At 63.1% G+C, this 17,009-nt stretch carries 15 protein-coding genes; 7 read left to right on the plus strand and 8 right to left on the minus strand.

Annotated elements, in window-relative coordinates:
• Positions 1-158: 158 nt before the first annotated feature.
• From G6N83_RS02830 to G6N83_RS02850, 5 genes are read left to right on the plus strand one after another with little or no spacing between them, the layout of a single operon-like run.
• Positions 159-1,370 carry a glycerophosphoryl diester phosphodiesterase membrane domain-containing protein gene (locus G6N83_RS02830; protein ID WP_165139087.1) on the plus strand — a complete coding sequence of 404 codons (1,212 nt, stop codon included), beginning with the start codon at positions 159-161 and terminating at the stop codon, positions 1,368-1,370.
• Positions 1,367-2,005 (plus strand): DUF4129 domain-containing protein, encoded by a 639-nt coding sequence (locus G6N83_RS02835; protein WP_165139089.1) that lies wholly within the window; start codon positions 1,367-1,369, stop codon positions 2,003-2,005. The genes G6N83_RS02830 and G6N83_RS02835 overlap by 4 nt, the downstream gene beginning before the upstream one ends.
• Positions 2,002-3,162 carry a DUF4350 domain-containing protein gene (locus tag G6N83_RS02840; RefSeq protein ID WP_241246261.1) on the plus strand — a complete coding sequence of 387 codons (1,161 nt, stop codon included), beginning with the start codon at positions 2,002-2,004 and terminating at the stop codon, positions 3,160-3,162. The genes G6N83_RS02835 and G6N83_RS02840 overlap by 4 nt, the downstream gene beginning before the upstream one ends.
• The gene (locus G6N83_RS02845; protein ID WP_165139092.1) at positions 3,159-4,130 is read left to right on the plus strand and encodes an AAA family ATPase; all 972 of its coding nucleotides are present in this window, start codon (positions 3,159-3,161) and stop codon (positions 4,128-4,130) included. Before G6N83_RS02840 ends, G6N83_RS02845 begins: the two co-directional genes overlap by 4 nt.
• Positions 4,131-4,137: 7 nt before the next feature.
• Positions 4,138-5,445 carry a DUF58 domain-containing protein gene (locus G6N83_RS02850; protein ID WP_165139094.1) on the plus strand — a complete coding sequence of 436 codons (1,308 nt, stop codon included), beginning with the start codon at positions 4,138-4,140 and terminating at the stop codon, positions 5,443-5,445.
• Between the two features lie 78 nt (positions 5,446-5,523).
• On the opposite strand, the gene katG is transcribed toward G6N83_RS02850, so the two are convergent.
• The 3 genes from katG to G6N83_RS02865 form a co-directional block, all read right to left on the minus strand.
• Positions 5,524-7,776 carry a catalase/peroxidase HPI gene (gene katG / locus G6N83_RS02855; protein ID WP_165139096.1) on the minus strand — a complete coding sequence of 751 codons (2,253 nt, stop codon included), beginning with the start codon at positions 7,774-7,776 and terminating at the stop codon, positions 5,524-5,526.
• 42 nt (positions 7,777-7,818) lie between these two features.
• Positions 7,819-8,280 (minus strand): Fur family transcriptional regulator, encoded by a 462-nt coding sequence (locus G6N83_RS02860; protein WP_165139098.1) that lies wholly within the window; start codon positions 8,278-8,280, stop codon positions 7,819-7,821.
• A gap of 74 nt (positions 8,281-8,354) precedes the next feature.
• Positions 8,355-9,350, minus strand: coding sequence for a stage II sporulation protein M (locus G6N83_RS02865; RefSeq protein WP_165139100.1), 996 nt, complete (start codon positions 9,348-9,350; stop codon positions 8,355-8,357).
• Between the two features lie 16 nt (positions 9,351-9,366).
• Between G6N83_RS02865 and G6N83_RS02870 the strand changes: the two genes are divergently transcribed.
• Positions 9,367-10,242 (plus strand): RDD family protein, encoded by an 876-nt coding sequence (locus G6N83_RS02870; protein WP_165139102.1) that lies wholly within the window; start codon positions 9,367-9,369, stop codon positions 10,240-10,242.
• Here the strand turns inward: G6N83_RS02870 and G6N83_RS02875 are convergent.
• The gene (locus G6N83_RS02875; RefSeq protein WP_165139104.1) at positions 10,239-10,445 is read right to left on the minus strand and encodes a DUF3499 family protein; all 207 of its coding nucleotides are present in this window, start codon (positions 10,443-10,445) and stop codon (positions 10,239-10,241) included. The genes G6N83_RS02870 and G6N83_RS02875 overlap by 4 nt on opposite strands.
• A 67-nt stretch (positions 10,446-10,512) precedes the next feature.
• On the opposite strand from G6N83_RS02875, the gene G6N83_RS02880 reads away from it, so the two are divergent.
• Positions 10,513-10,947: a metallopeptidase family protein gene (locus G6N83_RS02880; protein ID WP_165143065.1), complete on the plus strand. Its 435-nt coding sequence runs from the start codon at positions 10,513-10,515 to the stop codon at positions 10,945-10,947.
• A gap of 25 nt (positions 10,948-10,972) precedes the next feature.
• Here the strand turns inward: G6N83_RS02880 and G6N83_RS02885 are convergent, their stop codons facing one another.
• The 4 genes from G6N83_RS02885 to manA all read right to left on the minus strand — a co-directional run bounded on the left by G6N83_RS02885 (position 10,973) and on the right by manA (position 16,959).
• Entirely contained in the window at positions 10,973-12,373 is a 1,401-nt protein-coding gene (locus G6N83_RS02885) for a DUF5719 family protein (RefSeq protein WP_165139106.1), read from the minus strand.
• Complete coding sequence (locus G6N83_RS02890; protein WP_165139108.1) at positions 12,370-15,231, minus strand: glycosyltransferase; 2,862 nt, start codon at positions 15,229-15,231, stop codon at positions 12,370-12,372. Before G6N83_RS02890 ends, G6N83_RS02885 begins: the two co-directional genes overlap by 4 nt.
• A 66-nt stretch (positions 15,232-15,297) precedes the next feature.
• On the minus strand, positions 15,298-15,624 hold the full coding sequence (locus G6N83_RS02895; RefSeq protein ID WP_165139111.1) for a WhiB family transcriptional regulator: 327 nt from the start codon (positions 15,622-15,624) through the stop codon (positions 15,298-15,300).
• A 159-nt stretch (positions 15,625-15,783) separates the two neighbouring features.
• Positions 15,784-16,959, minus strand: a complete 1,176-nt coding sequence (gene manA, locus G6N83_RS02900) for a mannose-6-phosphate isomerase, class I (protein ID WP_165139113.1) — start codon at positions 16,957-16,959, stop codon at positions 15,784-15,786.
• Between the last annotated feature and the right edge of the window lie 50 nt (positions 16,960-17,009).

Raw genomic sequence — 17,009 nt, forward strand, 5'->3', positions numbered from 1 at the left:
GCGTTCGTCCTTTGAGTCGGGCTCGACGGCGGCTCCATGCCACCTGGTCGTGCGCTCCGGCTAGCGTAGTCGACACTGCGCAAACCTGCGGGAACCAAGCCGGATTCGTATGACACGATAGAAATTCCAGTTGCACTGCTCGAGGGGGAACTGCCACCGTGACATCTCCGTCTGGAAATGCCAACCACGCCTGGACCCCGGCATCGCGGCCGGGGATCATCCCCCTGCACCCGTTGTCGTTCGGAACGATTCTCGGAAAATCGTTCGTCGCACTCCGACACAACCCGCGCGTCCTGCTCGGATTCGCGCTGTGTGTGCAAGTTGCTGCATACCTGATCGTGAGCGTAGCGATCGGTGGCATCGCAATCGCATCGTTCTCTCGTCTCGATACGATGCCGATGGGCGACGACTACTGGGCAGTCTTCTGGGGCTCCACCGCGATAACCGCTGCCGCAGGTGTCGTTCTCGGACTCGCCGCCGGTGCCCTCAGCGTGGTCGTGCAAGCTGTTGTGGTAGCCGAGGTCGCGTACGCCGCAGTGGCCGAAAAACGCACGTTGCGCGCACTTTGGGCACAGATAAAGCCCGTTTTCTGGCGACTCATCGGTTACGCTGCCCTCGTTTCCGGTGCGTTCCTCATCGTGTTCGTCGCTCTCGCCGCGGGAATCACAGCGCTCGGATTCGTCCTCCTTCCGCTCTCGATAGCACTCGGCGTCGTGCTGATTCTGGCTGCGATTCCGCTTTGGTTGTGGCTGAGCACGAAGCTCGTTCTCGTGCCGGCGGTCATCATTCTCGAAGACATGACGGTTCGGGGCGCCATTGCTCGTTCGTGGCGACTGATTCGTGGGCGGTTCTGGTCCGCTCTCGGGATTATCGTCGTGGTTTCGCTGACGTTTGCAGTGCTCGCACAGGTCGTGACAGCCCCGTTCTCGATCATTCAGGTTGCGATTTCGACGATTCTCTCCCCCACGGGCGAAACGGATGTCACCGCTATCATCGCCATCATCGTGTCGACGGTTCTCGCACAAGCGCTTTCCGTGCTGGTCCAATCCGTTGCTCTCGTGGTTCAATCGACCGCGGCGTGCCTGATCTATCTCGACGTGCGAATGCGCCATGAAGGCCTGGACCTCGACTTGCTCGCATACACCGAACGGCGAGACAACGGCGAGCGAGAGCTTGCCGACCCTTTCCGCCAGAACGTGGGACGCGTCCTCCCGCGCGCGACGCCCGCGACAGCGTATGGCACCCCGGTGCTGCCGCCGCCATATATTCCGCCCGCGGCCCCTACCGCGACCGGCTCGGCTTGGACTCCGCCGGGCGCCGTGTCGTCCAGCGTCACGCCTCCGGTAGAAAACGGGCCCCCTCACGCATGACGACGTTGCTGACCGCAGTTCCTCTCATCCCGGACGGCGATGAAGCTCGCGGGTGGGCTGAAGATGAACTCAGCCGGAGCGCATACGAAATAGCGCGGCCCACGGCCTTCGACCGCGCCGTCAGCGGTTTTGTAGATTTTGTCGAGAGAATCCTCAACACTGAAGTTTCAGGTGGTTGGGGACGAAGTCTTGCCATCATCGCTGTCCTGGTTGTCATCGCGCTGATTATTGTGGGGTTTCTCATCTGGGGCCGCCCGCGAGCTCGGGTGCGCGTCCACCCGCACACTGCCGAACTTTTCGGGGTCCGGGAGACGCGATCAGCGGCAGAACTTCGAAACGCGGCACAGGATCTCGCTTCAGAGAAAAAGTGGAGCGAAGCGATCGTTGTGCGTTTTCGCGCCCTGGCGCTTTCCCTCACCGAACGCGGATTGATCGAAACGCCGCCGGGAACCACCGCTCAGGGATTCGCGCGCCGAGCTGCGCGAATAGTCCCCTCACACGGAAAAGCTCTCGTTCACGCAGCAACGCTCTTCGATGACATCCGCTACCTGCGACGAAACGGCGAGGAGCGCCACTACGCGCAGCTCGCGGAAATTGATGAAGCGCTCGCTGCTGAAGCACGAGTCACAAGGTGAGGCAACTGTTGCGCTCCCCCGCAGCGCGGTCACGCCGAGGTCGGGTGATCGGATGGATCGCCATCGTACTTGTGCTCGTGGTAACCGCGATTATCGGCGCCGCCGTGACGGCCAACATCGGATGGAGCGCCCGTGGCGCATTCGATCCGGAGTCGCCGGGCCCGAACGGCGCTCAAGCGATCGCCGAGATATTGAAGGATCAGGGCATTAGGGTCGATGTGGTGCGCACCTACGACGATGCGCTTGCAGCGGTCAGTGACGATGCCGTCACTCTCGTTCTCCCGGATAGCCCTCTTCTCGAAGATGATGACCTCCGAGAGCTCGCCGACAGTGCTGACCGAGTCGTCGTTCCGAACATCGGTTCGCGCGGCCTGCGTGTTCTCTTTCCAGGTGCTGAGTCCGTGGGTTATGGCGACTTCGCGCCAGTCGCCGCCGCCTGCGATAGCGACATCGCAGCGCGCGCCGGTGCGGTGGTCGTGGGCAACGAGTTCTCGGTCCCGGCGAGCGCCGCGGGGTGCTACCCCTCTCACGGCGGATTCGGCCTCCTGCTCGGTGACGGCATTTCAGCAATAGATGGCACAGAACTTTTCACCAACACCTATCTCGCCGAAAACGGCAATGCGTCTCTCGGACTGCAACTCCTCGGGTCCCTCCCCACCGTGGTTTGGTACGTTCCGTCGGCTGACGACCAGCGCGGTAACGCAGCCCCTGAGCTCGGGGATCTCACGCCTGGGTGGGTCACGCCCGCGATGACGCTCTCGATCATCGCCACGATTGCCGCCGCTGTGTGGCGTGGGAGAAGATTCGGCCCGCTTGTCGCGGAGCGTCTTCCGGTCTCGGTGCGAGCGAATGAGACGACAGAAGGACGCGCTCGACTGTACGGGCGCGCACGCGACGCCGGCCACGCCGCCGATCAGATTCGCTTGGGTGCTCTCGCTCGCATTCGGCGCCAGTTGTCGCTCGGCAAGGGGGCCACAACGCAAGAGATCTCGGATGCCGCCGCCACCCGAGCGGGTATGGATACGCAGCGGGTTCGCGGCATCCTGTTCGAATCGGTCCCTCACACTGACCGCGAGCTCGTTGAGCTCGTTTCGCAGCTCGACGCTGTGGAAGCTGCCGTTGTCGCCGCTTCCCGCCCGGAAAGGAACTCTCAATGACCGGCACTCTTCCCTCAGACAGTGAACTGCGCGATGCGATGCATCGCGTGCGTCAGGAGATCGGCAAGGCCGTCGTCGGACAGGATGGCGCGATCACAGGGCTTTTGATTGCTCTCCTCGTTCGCGGTCATGTGCTTCTCGAGGGTGTGCCCGGCGTTGCTAAGACCCTGCTTGTGCGCACCTTCAGTCGCACGGTCGGCCTCGAGACGAAACGCATCCAGTTCACGCCAGACCTCATGCCGGGGGATGTCTCTGGGTCACTCATCTACGACTCGCGTTCAGCAGAATTCGAGTTTCGCGAGGGACCGATTTTCACACATATCCTGCTTGCAGACGAGATCAACCGCACACCACCGAAAACACAGTCAGCGCTGCTCGAAGCCATGGAAGAGCACCAAGTGTCGGCCGACGGTGTCACTCGCGCGCTTCCCGATCCATTTCTCGTCGCCGCGACGCAGAACCCTGTCGAGCATGAGGGCACCTACGGGCTCCCCGAGGCCCAACTCGATCGATTCTTGTTGAAGCTGATCGTTGACGTGCCCGGTCGTGATGCCGAGATCGATGTGCTCCGTCGCCACGCCGAGGGCTTCCGTGCTGGCAGTCTCGCAGCCGCCGGCGTTGAAGCCGTACTCGATACGGGGCATCTCGAACACGCTCAGCGAGCCGTCGAAAACGTCGCCGTTACCGCTGATGTGCTCGCCTACATCGTCGACCTCGCCCGCGCGACTCGCGAGTCACCCTCGGTGCAACTCGGGGTGAGCCCTCGTGGAACCACAGCTCTTCTCTCGGCGGCCAAGGCTTGGGCCTGGCTAAGCGGGTATGCCGCTGTTACTCCTGATCATGTTCAGACGATGTTGGTGCCGACGTGGCGTCATCGCATCAGACTCCGGCCCGATGCCGAGCTCGAAGGCGTGTCGATTGATGCCGTGCTGAATGCGATCGTGCAGCAAACCCGCGTACCGATCTAATAACACCGTGTACCTTTCTGGACGAATCGCCGCAGCCATAGCCGCCGGCATCCCGGTCGTCGTCTTGGCGACGGCGGCAGGGTTCAATGCGTGGGCCGCGACCAGCGCATGGCTCTTGCTATGCATTCTCGTGGTGGCGGGTGATGTGATCAGCGCAGCAAACCTTCGCGCCGTGCGCGTGCAGCGGAAAGCACCCGCACGCGTGCGGCGAGATATCCGGGCAGAGACCGAGCTTGTGCTCACTAACAATGGCACCCGGATTCTGCGTGGCCTCGTCAGGGACGCATGGCAGCCGACGGCCGGGGTCTCACCACAGCGCATTCCCATCGACATCCCTCCTCAGCACACGCACACCCTGGTCGTTCCCCTCCTCCCGCGACGTCGTGGTCGTATCTCGTCGGGCTTCATCGTCGTCCGATCCTCCGGCTTCCTAGGTTTCGCCGGACGTCAGCGACGCATGAATTCCGCCGTCTCGGTCGTCGCACTTCCGCCTTTCCACTCCCAACGACACCTACCATCGCGCGTTGCTCGACTACGCGAGCTCGACGGAAACACGAGTGTGCAGGTCCGCGGGCCGGGAACCGAGTTCGACAGTCTTCGCGAATACGTGCGCGGAGACGACGTGCGCTCGATAGATTGGCGTGCCACAGCACGAGCAGGCACCACAATGCTCCGCACATGGCGGCCCGAGCGCGATCGCCACATCGTTATCGTCGTCGACTCCGGGCGCACCGCGGCAGCACGAGTAGGTGATGGCGTGCGACTCGATGCGGCAATGGAGACGGCACTCCTTCTCTCTGCGCTCGCTACTCGCGCCGGGGATCACGTTCACCTCGTGATGTTCGACCGAGTCGTCCGAGCCCGCGTGAGCGGAGTGGATGGGTCTGCCCTCCTTCCGGCGCTCGTCGAGGCAATGGCTCCCATCGAGGCACGCCTGATCGATACCGACTGGGATGCCGCGTTCGCTCAGGTCCGGCGATTGACGAATCGGCCTTCGCTCGTGGTGTTGCTGACAGCACAAGACGAGATCGAGGCATCCCGCGGCTTCTTAGGATCGCTTCCCGCCCTCTCCTCTCGCACACGAGTGATCGTTGCGTCGGCAACCGATGATTCGGTCGTTGCCGCCACGCAGTCACGAGGGGATGCCGCGGCGGTGTATCGAGCTGCAGCAGCTGAGCGTTCGCTCCGTGATGCGGCCGCCGTTGGCACCGCTATCTCACGCACCGGGGCTGAAACTGTTGTCGCAGGCCCGGAAGAACTCCCCCCGCGCGTGGCCGATCGGTATATAGCACTCAAGTCCGCGGGCCTCCTTTAATTCGAAGGCCACGAAAAAGGCGGCCCGCTCGAAGAGGAGCGGGCCGCCTTTTATGCGGACTTTACGAGCCGGCGCTGGTTAGACGAGGTCGAAGCGATCGAGCTCCGTCACCTTGCCCCACGCCGCGACGAAGTCACGGACAAACTTTTCGTTGGCATCGTCGCTCGCGTACACCTCGGCGACGGCGCGAAGCTCCGAGTTCGAGCCGAACACAAGGTCGGCGCGGGTTCCGGTCCAGAGCGTCTCGCCCGAGGCATCCGAGGTCGCCTGGAACGCGTGCTTTCCCGGGTCGAGGGGCTTCCACGTCGTGCCGAGGTCAAGCAGGTTGACGAAGAAGTCGTTCGTGAGAACGCCTGGACGCTCGGTCAGTACGCCGTAGTCCGAGGAATCCCAGTTGGCACCGAGTACACGCAACCCGCCCACGAGCACGGTCATTTCCGGTGCGCTCAGCGTGAGCAGGTTGGCCTTATCGACGAGCAAATACTCCGCCGGGAGGGTCGGGCGACCCTTCGTGTAGTTGCGGAAGCCGTCGGCGGCCGGCTCGAGAGGCGCGAACGAATCGACATCGGTCTGCTCGGCACTGGCGTCAGTACGTCCCGGGTGGAACGTCACCTCAGCGTCGATACCGGCATCTTTGGCAGCCTTTTCGACACCGGCGTTGCCCGCCAGCACGATGAGGTCAGCGAGCGACACCTTCTTGCCGTCCGTTGCGGCGTCGTTGAAGGATGCCTGGATGCCCTCGAGAACCGCGAGCACCTTCTGCAGCTGGGCCGGGTTGTTGACTTCCCAGTCCTTCTGCGGCGCGAGACGTACTCGTGCGCCGTTCACGCCTCCGCGCTTGTCGCTTCCACGGAACGTGGATGCCGCAGCCCATGTGGTCTGAACCAGCTCTGCGACGGTGAGGCCCGAATTGAGGATCTGCTGCTTGAGCGATGCCGCATCATCGGAGTCGATCAGTGCGTGGTCGACGGCGGGAAGTGGATCCTGCCAGATGAGGTCCTCCGCCGGCACAGCAGAACCGAGGTAACGCGCCTTGGGCCCCATGTCACGGTGCGTCAGTTTGAACCACGCGCGCGCAAACGCGTCCGCGAATGCGTCAGGTTCTTCGAGGAATCGCTTCGTGATCTTGGCGTACTCAGGGTCGAAGCGCAGAGCGAGGTCGCTCGTGAGCATGCGTGGTTCGCGGCGGGCCGACGAATCATGAGCGAGGGGCACCATGTCGGAACCCGCGCCACCCTTCGGACGCCACTGCTTTGCGCCCGCGGGGCTGTCGAAAACCTCCCACTCGTACGCGTAGAGGATGTGAAGGAATTCGTTGTCCCACCGGGTTGGGTGGTACGTCCATGTGACTTCGAGGCCGCTGGTGATCGTGTCGTCGCCCTTGCCGCTGCCGTGGGTGTTCTTCCAGCCGAGACCCTGCTCATCGAGGTCGGCGGCCTCCGGGTCATCTCCGACATTGGAATCGGGCGCTGCTCCGTGTGTCTTGCCGAAGGTATGCCCACCGGCGATCAAGGCGACAGTCTCTTCGTCGTTCATCGCCATACGCGCGAACGTCTCACGAATGTCGTGAGCTGACTTCAGCGGGTCGGGCTCACCGTTCGGGCCTTCGGGGTTCACATAGATGAGGCCCATCTGGACAGCCGCGAGCGGCTTTTCGAGGTTGCGCTCACCCGTGTAACGCTCGTCACCGAGCCAGGTCGTTTCCGGGCCCCAGTAGACGTCATCGTCGGGCTCGAAGACATCCTTACGTCCGCCGGCGAAGCCGAACGTCTTGAATCCCATCGACTCCAGCGCGACGTTTCCGGCAAGGATCATGAGGTCAGCCCACGAAATCGACTGCCCGTACTTCTTCTTCACTGGCCAGAGCAACCGGCGCGCTTTGTCGAGGTTGACGTTGTCGGGCCAGCTATTGAGCGGCGCAAACCGCTGTTGGCCGGCACCGCCGCCGCCTCGTCCGTCGGTAATGCGGTACGTTCCCGCGCTGTGCCACGCCATGCGGATCATCAGCGGCCCGTAGTGGCCGAAGTCGGCGGGCCACCAGGCTTGCGAGACCGTCAGCGTCTCGAGGATGTCTTTCTTGACGCTGTCGACGTCGAGCGCCTCGAACGCGGCTGCGTAATCGAAGTCCTCGTCGAGAGGGTTCGAGACGGCCGGGTTCTTCGCGAGGATCTTGAGGTTGAGCTTCTCCGGCCACCACACACGGTTCGCCGACCCGCTCGTGGGGTGAGGAAGTACACCTTCTGGCTCGGCATCGACCGGTGAAGGGCCGACGGGAAGGCGGGTTTCGTCCGCGCCGTCGTGAGGGATCGGGCATCCGTTGATATCGGACATGACGTTCCTTTCGTCTTGGAGTCTCTGAGCTTTCGCTCTTGATCAGAGGGTTCGCGATGAAGCAGAAGAATTCGCATCGGCAGCGCACGCGGAACACAATCCCCAGTACGTCACCTCTGCGGTGTGAATTTGATAGCCGTGTGTATCGACGGGGTGCAGGCACGGCGCTGCGCCGACGGAGCACGCGACATCTTCGACCCGACTGCACGAAGTGCACACGAGGTGATGGTGGTTGTCGTCGACACGCACTTCGAAGAGGCCGGGGCTCCCTGCAGGCTCAATCCGACGCACCAGTCCCGCGTCAACGAAGTCCCCGAGCACGTTGTAAACCGACTGCAGGCTTGTCCCGTCGGAGTCTCGCTGCACACGGGCAAAGATCTCGTCGGCGCGCGAGTGCGGCATCCCTCGGAGAGCGTCGAAGACTGCTCGACGCGGGGCAGTGGCACGCAGCCCGACCGCGCGGATGACCGCATCAGTACCGGGATCGGGAGCAGCAGTCGACATCAACACGACTGTACCGTTATTTTGATTAACTCAAAACAACGACGCGCTGAACGGATGCCGCAGCACTCGCTCACTCACCCGGCGACGAGTCGGGGCGTACCAGCTTCATACTCGGTGAGGTCACCGCTCTCACCGGCACGCACTGCCCGAGCGCCGATCACGAGCATGTAAAAAAGGAACACCCCGAGCGCTGCAGCGCCCAGCGCGATTTTCACCCACACCGGCCAAGGCTGTCCGGTAACAAAGCCCTCGACAACTCCCGAGAGTGCGAGAGCAAAGACAAGCCCGATGGCGACGGTCGCAAGCGACCTTCCTTCACGCGCCAGCGCATCTGCTCGGCTGCGGCGGCCGGGCGCCACCCATGCCCAGAAAATCTGGAGCCCTGCGGCGGCCGCAACGAAGACGCACGTGAGTTCAAGGAGGCCGTGCGGAAGAATGAAACTGAAGAACACATCGAGTCGATCAAACTCGACCATGACCGCGGCCGCTTGCCCCAGGCTGACGGCGTTCTGGATGACAATCATGAGCGGCCACAACCCCGTGACGCCGAATAGCACGCACTGCGCGGCTATCCACGCATTGTTCGTCCATACCGTTCCCGCAAACACAGCTGCGGGGTTCTCGCTGTAGTACGCGGTGAAGTCACCTTCGGCGTACTGCTGAAGATCTGCCCGGTCGCCGAGTGCTGCGACAGCCCGGGGGTCAGCCGAGATCCACAGAGTAACGAGAAAGGCAATCACGGTAAACCCGACGGCGACCGCGAGCGCTGTCCACCGCACACGGTAAAAGGCAGCTGGCAGCTGCAGGGCAAAAAACCGCGGAATCTGCGCCAACACGTTTTCGGGTGCGCCCGTAAGCTGGAGCCGCGCTCGCGCGATGACCGACGACAGGTAGTCTCCCTGCGGCGACCGCCCCGCCGATGTCTTGAGGTCTGCGAGGTCAGCGGATGCCGCGCGATAACGGGTGACGAGCTCATCGGTTTCACTACCCGAAAGGCGGCGCGAACGACTGAGCTCATCCAATCGCTGCCATTCGTCGCGACGAGCCGCGGCAAGAGCGTCGAGATCCATTTGATTTACTGTACCCATGCCGGCCCTCCCCGCATCCGTTCCCGTCGATTCCGTTGCGCTCGACGTCTCGCCCGATGAAATTCTCACCGGCGAAGCCGTCGCACTCGACGTGCAGCCCGTTGGCTTTTTTCTTCGCGGGCTCGGAGCCATGATCGACGTCGCGCTCGGAGTTGCGCTCGTCGTTGTCATGTTGCTCGTTTCGTTTTGGCTGACATCGGCGGGGGCTCTCCCCGAGAGTGCGGGAACGATCCTGATGATCGCGTCGTTGGTCACGGCACTCGTTATTCTGCCGACGGTCGTCGAAACAGCCACGCGCGGCCGCAGCCTGGGCAAGCTCGCAGTCGGCGGCCGAGTGGTGAGAGTCGATGGGGGCAGCGCAGGCTTTCGCCATGCCTTCATTCGCGCGCTTCTCGGAGTGTTGGAGGTGTGGATCACTCTTGGCGCGGTAGCCGCGCTCGTCGGCGCGTTTACGCCGCGCGCACAGCGCTTGGGCGACCTCGTCGCCGGAACATACAGCGAACGCACCCGCACCCCGATGCCCCCGGCAGTCGATCTCCCCGTGCCCCCGCAGTTGGCCGGTTGGGCTCAGACCGTCGACATCACGCGCCTCCCCGACCGCCTCGCGCGGCGGTGTGCTCAGTTCATAGCGGGCTCGGGAACGTTGGATCCCGCCTCACGGGTACGCGTGGCATCCGCTCTGGTGTCGGAGTTGTCAGCGCACGTATCGCCGATGCCCGAAGGTGATGTCGTGAGCGCTGTATACGGAATCGTCGCGGTACGGCGGCGACGCGAACGCGGTGCCATAGAGGCACAGCGTGCAAGAGTGCTGAAACTCATGAGCGGGGCGACGGTCACGCCCCCGGGCTTTCCGAACCGGGAGAAGCGCGGCTAAGCGCGCAGCGTCTCGTGACGAATGACCGTCCAGCCTTTCGGTACCGAGAGTCGGTCGGTGTGGATCGCACACAGGTCGTGAGCGTGCGGGTCATCGATTCGACCCAGCGGGCCCACGGCAGCCATCTGATCGCCGTAGTCGTAGGTCAAGGTCGTCACAGCTTCTCTCGTGCAACCGACTTTCGAGCACTGTCTCTCCCGCATTCCACCGACGATAGTCGCGAGATGCTGCGCCACCAGGATGCCGCGCCGCGCCTAAGATAGGTTCATGATGCGGCGTCGGGCAAAGCAGACTCCCGAACGAGGCAGGCCATCCCGCCACGGACGCCATGGGCGCGAGGGGCGAAGCCCCGTTGTTCGACCACCGCTCCCGCCAATCGATACTCGAATCGACCGATTCGATCTCGCCGTCGGTGCAGCCGCCGAGTTTCTCCGTTCCTCGTGGCCCGAGCTTCGAGACGTTCGTTTTGAGATCGCGGATATGCCGCTCGCAGCCAACGAGAACGGCATCCCGCGCTGGAAAGCCCTGCCCGATGAAAAACGCATCGTGATGTTCCGGTTGCCGATTGAGCGCTTGAGCCACCTGCACCGCAACGACGACCTCCATCGACGAATGATGATCGAAAGCTGCGTCTTCCGAGCCGCCGCTGATTTTCTCGGGAGAGACCCCTGGGATCTCGGGCCAGACCGCTTTCGATTCTTCTAAGCGGCCACCCTCTAGAGATCGATCGCTATGGGTACACCGTCACGGTAGACGCCGCGGCATCCGCTGGCCACACCGGATAACCCGAAAGCTGTCCGTCTCCCGAAAAAGTGATCGCCGCGTGCACGGGAGCATCGGGAGTCATGACATAGACGGCTTCTGCCACGACGTTTGTCGTAACGGTCCCCCCTGCAGGCACGTCGATTTCGAGGTCTTTGCCGCGAGAACCGACAGCCTCAAGCGCGACGGTGGTGTCAGCATCGCTGCTGTTCGCGAGCGTTAGGGTCGGTGATGGGCCAGAAGCGACGGCAAACGTGCTCGAAAGGTTCACCTCCGGCGCTGAGCTGAACCACGCGATGTCTGACCCCTCGCCAAGACCAGTGGCATGCCACACAGCAGCGACGACAGCGGCATCAGCGTTCACGGAGACCGTGTAGTCCCCCGCTTTGAGTTCCGATAAATCGACTTCGACCGGCATGTCGGCCGTCAACGGGACTTCCTCGGTGAGCACAGCACCGTCCTCATCGGCAACAACAACGGATGCTGTCGCGTCTGTGCCCGCGGAAAGCACCCGAAGCACCGTTGTCACGGTGCCACTGCGGGCAGCCTTTGAAATGGTGACGCCGGGGATTACCTGCGTCTGCGAAGCGAGCTGGATTGCACCGACCTGATCCACGCCGCCCGGTACAAGCGTTCTCGTGACGCTCGATTGCAATGACGCTGCGACCGGTGCGCCGGACGCGGTGACACGGATGACCGGGGTGGGCTCGTTGAGGGCGAGCCCCGCGAGCGGCAGCACACGCTGGCTACCAGCGGGAATGACAACATCGGTTCCACCATCGGGGGTGATCGCACCGGTCGCTCCGTAGATCGTGAGCTGAACGGTCGCGGGCACGACGCCCGGGTTCGAAAGTACGATCAGATCCGCGGCGCCGGTCGTCGCGGAGCCAGCCACCAGCCACGAATCCATGAGCGCTGGCTGACACGAAGAAGCAGCAAAACCGCGAAGGTCGTCAGCTTCAACTGATGCGGAACCTGCGCCAGCGATATCGGATGCCGCACCGTCTCGCGGCTGCGCGGTCAGACGTGACACCGTCGCGCCGTCGGCAACGGATGCGGCATTGAGGCTGTCTGCCTCAACGACTGAGGCGCCGGGAGCCGCTCCGGTTGTAAGTTTCTGGTCGCCTGCCACGCTCAACAGACTCGCCTGGGTCGAATCGCGGGCCGAGGCAAGCAGAGGCCCCGTGCATGCAAGAACGGAATTCGATAGCGCTGGCTCGGCATCTACCGCTACTGGCGTGGCGGAATAGCTTGGCCACGGCGCTGCGACGGCGACAACGACTCCCAACACTGTGGCGGCAGCGATTGCTGCCCCCACGAGAACACGCGCACTCGTGAGAGCCCAACGTCGAATTCGCCGATTACTCATCGCACCTCCTGCGCGTGTGGCCCCACGATGCGAGAAGTCCGCCGGGCGGCTCGACGCGATGCGGATGTCGGAACCGCAAGCAACACGGCTGCTCCGAAGATGAGAAGTTGCACGATCGCGATGAGGCGTCCGGTCTCTCGCACGAAAATGGATGCTTCGGCGCGCGGCGCGACGTCGTCAGTCACGCGCCAGAGCAGGCCTTTTTCGGTGTCTCCCACGGCGTCGAGGTTCTCGCGTTGGTTGAGCGCGGTCTGTGCCGAAAGACGAATGGTGCGTGCCTCGTCGGTCTCGGAGCCCGGCGACGGCGCCAGCAGAACAAAGCCGATTCCCTCACTCGCCAATTGAGAAACGGCGTCCGACGATGTCGCTGTCACGAGGGCTGACGTAAGAGCTGCGGTCTCGTCGTCTGATGCCGTCGCCGTGACGCGGGTATTAATGGCGGTGGACTGCCCGCCGATCGTTTCGCTCCCACCCCAGATGATCTCCGCGACGACTGAACCGTCTTCGAGTGGTGTCAAGACGATCGTGCCGACCGACGCGTCATCTCGCCCCTGGGCCGCGACATAGGCGGGCAGCGTAGAGGTAGGGCCGTTTGTGAGCGCTGACTGTTCCCTGTTGACAGCGGTGAGCGCGGGGATTGCGAGAACGGCAAGGGTCGTCATGACGACGGTCGCACTCACCGCGCGCGCCACGTTCTGACGCGGAACAAGACCCGCTTCGAGCGTCACAACAGCGGCGCCGACGATGCCCATCCACGCCAAGCTCAGGCCGGTTCCTGGCCAGATCGCTACCGCGTCGGCGTTGTCGAACGAGACGGCGATTCCGACCTGCAGGATCGCTGTCCCGATACCGAGCGCGGCGAACACGACCAGAACCATGCCCGGAAGCCAGCGGGGGGTGAGCGGCGCGAGGAGCGCGAGCACCACTATCGGCACGGTGAGGAAGACTACTGACCAGACTGGAACGCCCGGAGCCAAATCTTGCAGGATCGATGTCCAGCCGCCAAAGTCGCCAGAAGGAAACCCAGCTGCGAGCAGCGCGCGCCCCGTCGAGTCAGCTGATGCCGTCGGCCCGGCCCACACGACGCCAGGGTCCGCGAGAAGCCCCCAAGGGTTTTGCAGCCGCAACTGCGTCCACACCAGCGGAGCAAACAGCACTGCCGTTGGAACCATGGTCCAGACGATCCGCCCGGCGCCGCGGCCTGCCCGCATGATGATCGTGAGAATGATTGCGCCAAGCCAAAGCACAACGAGAGCCGGACCCAGAGATGGCGCAGACGCGATCGTTGCGGCCATCAGGAGCGACGCGGCTCCCGCAGCAGTCCAGGACCGGTGCACGACCGATCCGGCATAAAAGAGCCAGGGCAAAAGCAAATGCACGATAACGCCCGTGGGTCGCCCGTCTATCAGCGCCGACCAGAATGTCGGAGCCAAGGCCCATGCGACGCCAGCGGTGATGCGCAACAGCGAACGTTCGGTAATACGGGTGACAGCAAACCAACCGCCGAGGACGGCGAGCGGCAGAGCAAGCAGCCAGAGAAACACCACCGCGCGCGATGGGTCGCCGGGCCACAGCGAACCGAGAACCGCGACGACAGCAGCGAATGGATCGGCGGCGGCGACGATGTTCAGACCGGTCGAGCGAATGCCGTACCCCGCGTCTGTCCAGAGTCCTGCAAGAGTCTCGCGAAGCGGCGCGATCGCCCCTCCACCAAGCACGGGCCAAGCCAGAAGCGCCGGAAAAACCGCTGCCGAGAGCAAAAGCGCGGCAAGGACTACCCACGCACCACCGCCGCTGAATAGCGCAAGATCGCTACGACGCGGCGCTTCACCGGTCTCATCCGGATCGATGTCGAGTCGTTCCCGTAGTGTCTCTCGTCCAACGCGTAATGGAGCGATAAGGGCCCACGACGATCGTCTCGTTCGCCGAATTCCGGCGCGCGCACGAGAAATCGCTCGCCATCGCACGAGCGCCAGAATGGCGGCTGCCCATTCCGGGACGACGCTCGCGGGTTCTTTCGCAAGAAGCTTCAAGATGGTTCGCCACAGGGCGAGCGGCAAAAGCGAAAGCCAGTGGAGCGCAACACTCGCCGCGGGCGCGTAAACCAGGCGCCGATGCAACTGCGCTGTGCGGACGGCGAACACGCGACGACGGATGCGTTTGCCACCCTGCGGCAGTGGAAGCCCGGCGACGCCATCGCCGTCGACTGCAACGATCGCTCGCGGTACAAGCTCGACGCGGCCACCCGCGAGGCGAGCTCGCACACCGAGATCGAGTCCTTCATCCGCTCCAGCAAGCGCGGGATCAAGACCTCCGAGCTGACGCCAAGCGTCGGCGCGGACCAGTAGCCCTCGCACATCCGCAGCCATGGCATCCGCTTTTACGTCGTGCTGCCCTTGGTCGAGCTCGTCCTCGACGATCTCGACCGTGCGTCCGTAGCGAGTCATGCTCACTCCGAGGGAAACAATCTGTTGGCGGTTCTCACCATCAACGAGCTTCGGCGCGGCAACAGAGATCGACGGCGATAGTTCTAACGCACCAGCAAGCCTCGCCAGAGCCTCGGGTTCGGGAGCCGTGTCTTGCGCAAGAAGCCAGACGGCCTCCCCAGTTAGTCGCGACGTCGCGAGACTGAGTGCATGTGCGTAGCTCGTGGAAGCTGCCGCCGTAATGACACCTTCAGCCCGCGAAGACCCCGCGACATCCGCGACAGCCTTGTCGCCGCCGCACATCACAATCGTGAGCGTGTCGGGCTTGCGAGTCTGCGCCTCAAGCGCGGCTAAGGTGCGTTTGAGGTGAAGGGCAGCGGTCGTACGCCCTTCAGGGCGCACGACGAGAAAAGCATGTACTCGAGCGGGCATGGCCAGGTCAGCCTAGGCGGCAACAGCGCTGCAACCGCGCGAACGCGCCGCGAGTGTCGATCTCAGTCAGCTTGCGCGACGCTTCAGCTTGCGACGCTCGCGTTCGCTGAGCCCACCCCAGATGCCGAATCGCTCGTCATTCTGAAGGGCATATTCGAGGCATTGCGAGCGCACGTCGCACGTCGTGCAGATACGTTTCGCGTCGCGAGTCGAGCCGCCCTTTTCTGGAAAGAATGCCTCGGGATCGGTCTGCGAACACAGCGCATCAGTCTGCCAAGAGAGAACGCTTTCTTCCTCGGACTCCACAGTGCGCCGAACTCCTGGCACACCGAGATTCACCGGATCGACAAACCAGTCTTCGGGAACGCCCGAGCGGTAATTCGCAGCCGCCATATCGTTCTCCTAGCGTTTAGCCCCCAGCACCTGAATAGTGCCTACGCATAATTACACCGGTGTCATTCGCTGCGGTCAAGTCGCAGATCGTAAACCCTCAAGTGTGTCTTGAATCTTTACGACGCGCCGTAGACATGTTTCGATGCAAAAACGTTCGACTCATCGCCCGGGCGTTGCGACAAAGACGACACCGTCACCATCGCTTCGCAGGTGCAGAAGCTCCTCGTCTGCGCTCGCGATCAGCGCCATTCCGGGCGAAAGCACGTGATGATCCGACTGATCGCTGGCCGAAACGTCGACGCGCCCGTCAATGACAAGCGCGATCGCTGGTCCCGAAATCGGCAAGACGACTGAAGTGTTCGCGAGCCGAACGCGAGTTAGGGAAAAATCCGCAATCCCCGCGTCGAAAACGTCGATGGCTTCATCTTTCGAGCTCGGAACAAGCCGCGGGGGCTCGATCGGGCTTGTGTTCAGAATGCGAGACAGTTCTTCCGTGTCGATGTGCTTGGGGGTCAGCCCGCCACGCAGAACGTTGTCACTCGCAGCCATCAGTTCCACCCCGAGTCCGGAAACATAGGCGTGCAGCATGCCCGCCCCCACGAAGATCGCTTCCCCTTTCGAGAGAGTGACGTAGTTCATAAGCAGTGCAACGACGATGCCCGCATCTCCCGGGTAATACCCCTGGAGCCGTCCGATGAGCTGTGCTTCACGCGCGAACTCATGACTGGAATCGAGCTTCAGCTCCGACACGGCAGCGATAACATCATCCACTTCAGATCCTGCTTCGCCCGACAACACCCAGCCGATAACGCCGGCGAGCGCTACAGCGTCATCAGTGCCGCTGAGTCGCTCGGTGAGCTGTCGAACGCCTGGGCAATCGCGCAGCGTCGCGAGGAGACGGCGCGTCGCAGGGAGTGGGCGCAGACCCGCGAGTGCTTCGAATTCATCGCTGACAGCGACGATGAGTTCAGGCTTATGGTTATCGTCTCGATAATTTCGGTGCCCAGCATCTCTCGGAATTCCTGCTGCTTCTTCGCGCTCAAAACCTTCCTCAGCCTGGTGCTTCGAAGGGTGAACTTGAATTGACAGTGGAGATCCCGCAGCAAGCAACTTCAGGAGAAACGGAAGCTTCGACGTCGCGCTGGGCTGCTCGGCGAGCCACGCGTCGAGCGTGCGGCCGGTCCCATCTTCAACGACTGCGGGAGACCCGGGGTGGTCACCGAACCAGACTTCCGCTTCTGGCACGCCTGAGGGGGTGCGCCCCTGCAATCGAGCAATCAAAGATGTCGAACCCCACGCGTAGTCGCGAGGCTCATTGGATATCTGCACAAGCATGACGCCAGCCTACTGAGGGCCGTTGGTCTCATCGGTGCGCCCGGTACCCT

The sequence above is a fragment of the Microbacterium endophyticum genome, from assembly GCF_011047135.1.
GTDB classification, from domain to species: domain Bacteria; phylum Actinomycetota; class Actinomycetes; order Actinomycetales; family Microbacteriaceae; genus Microbacterium; species Microbacterium endophyticum.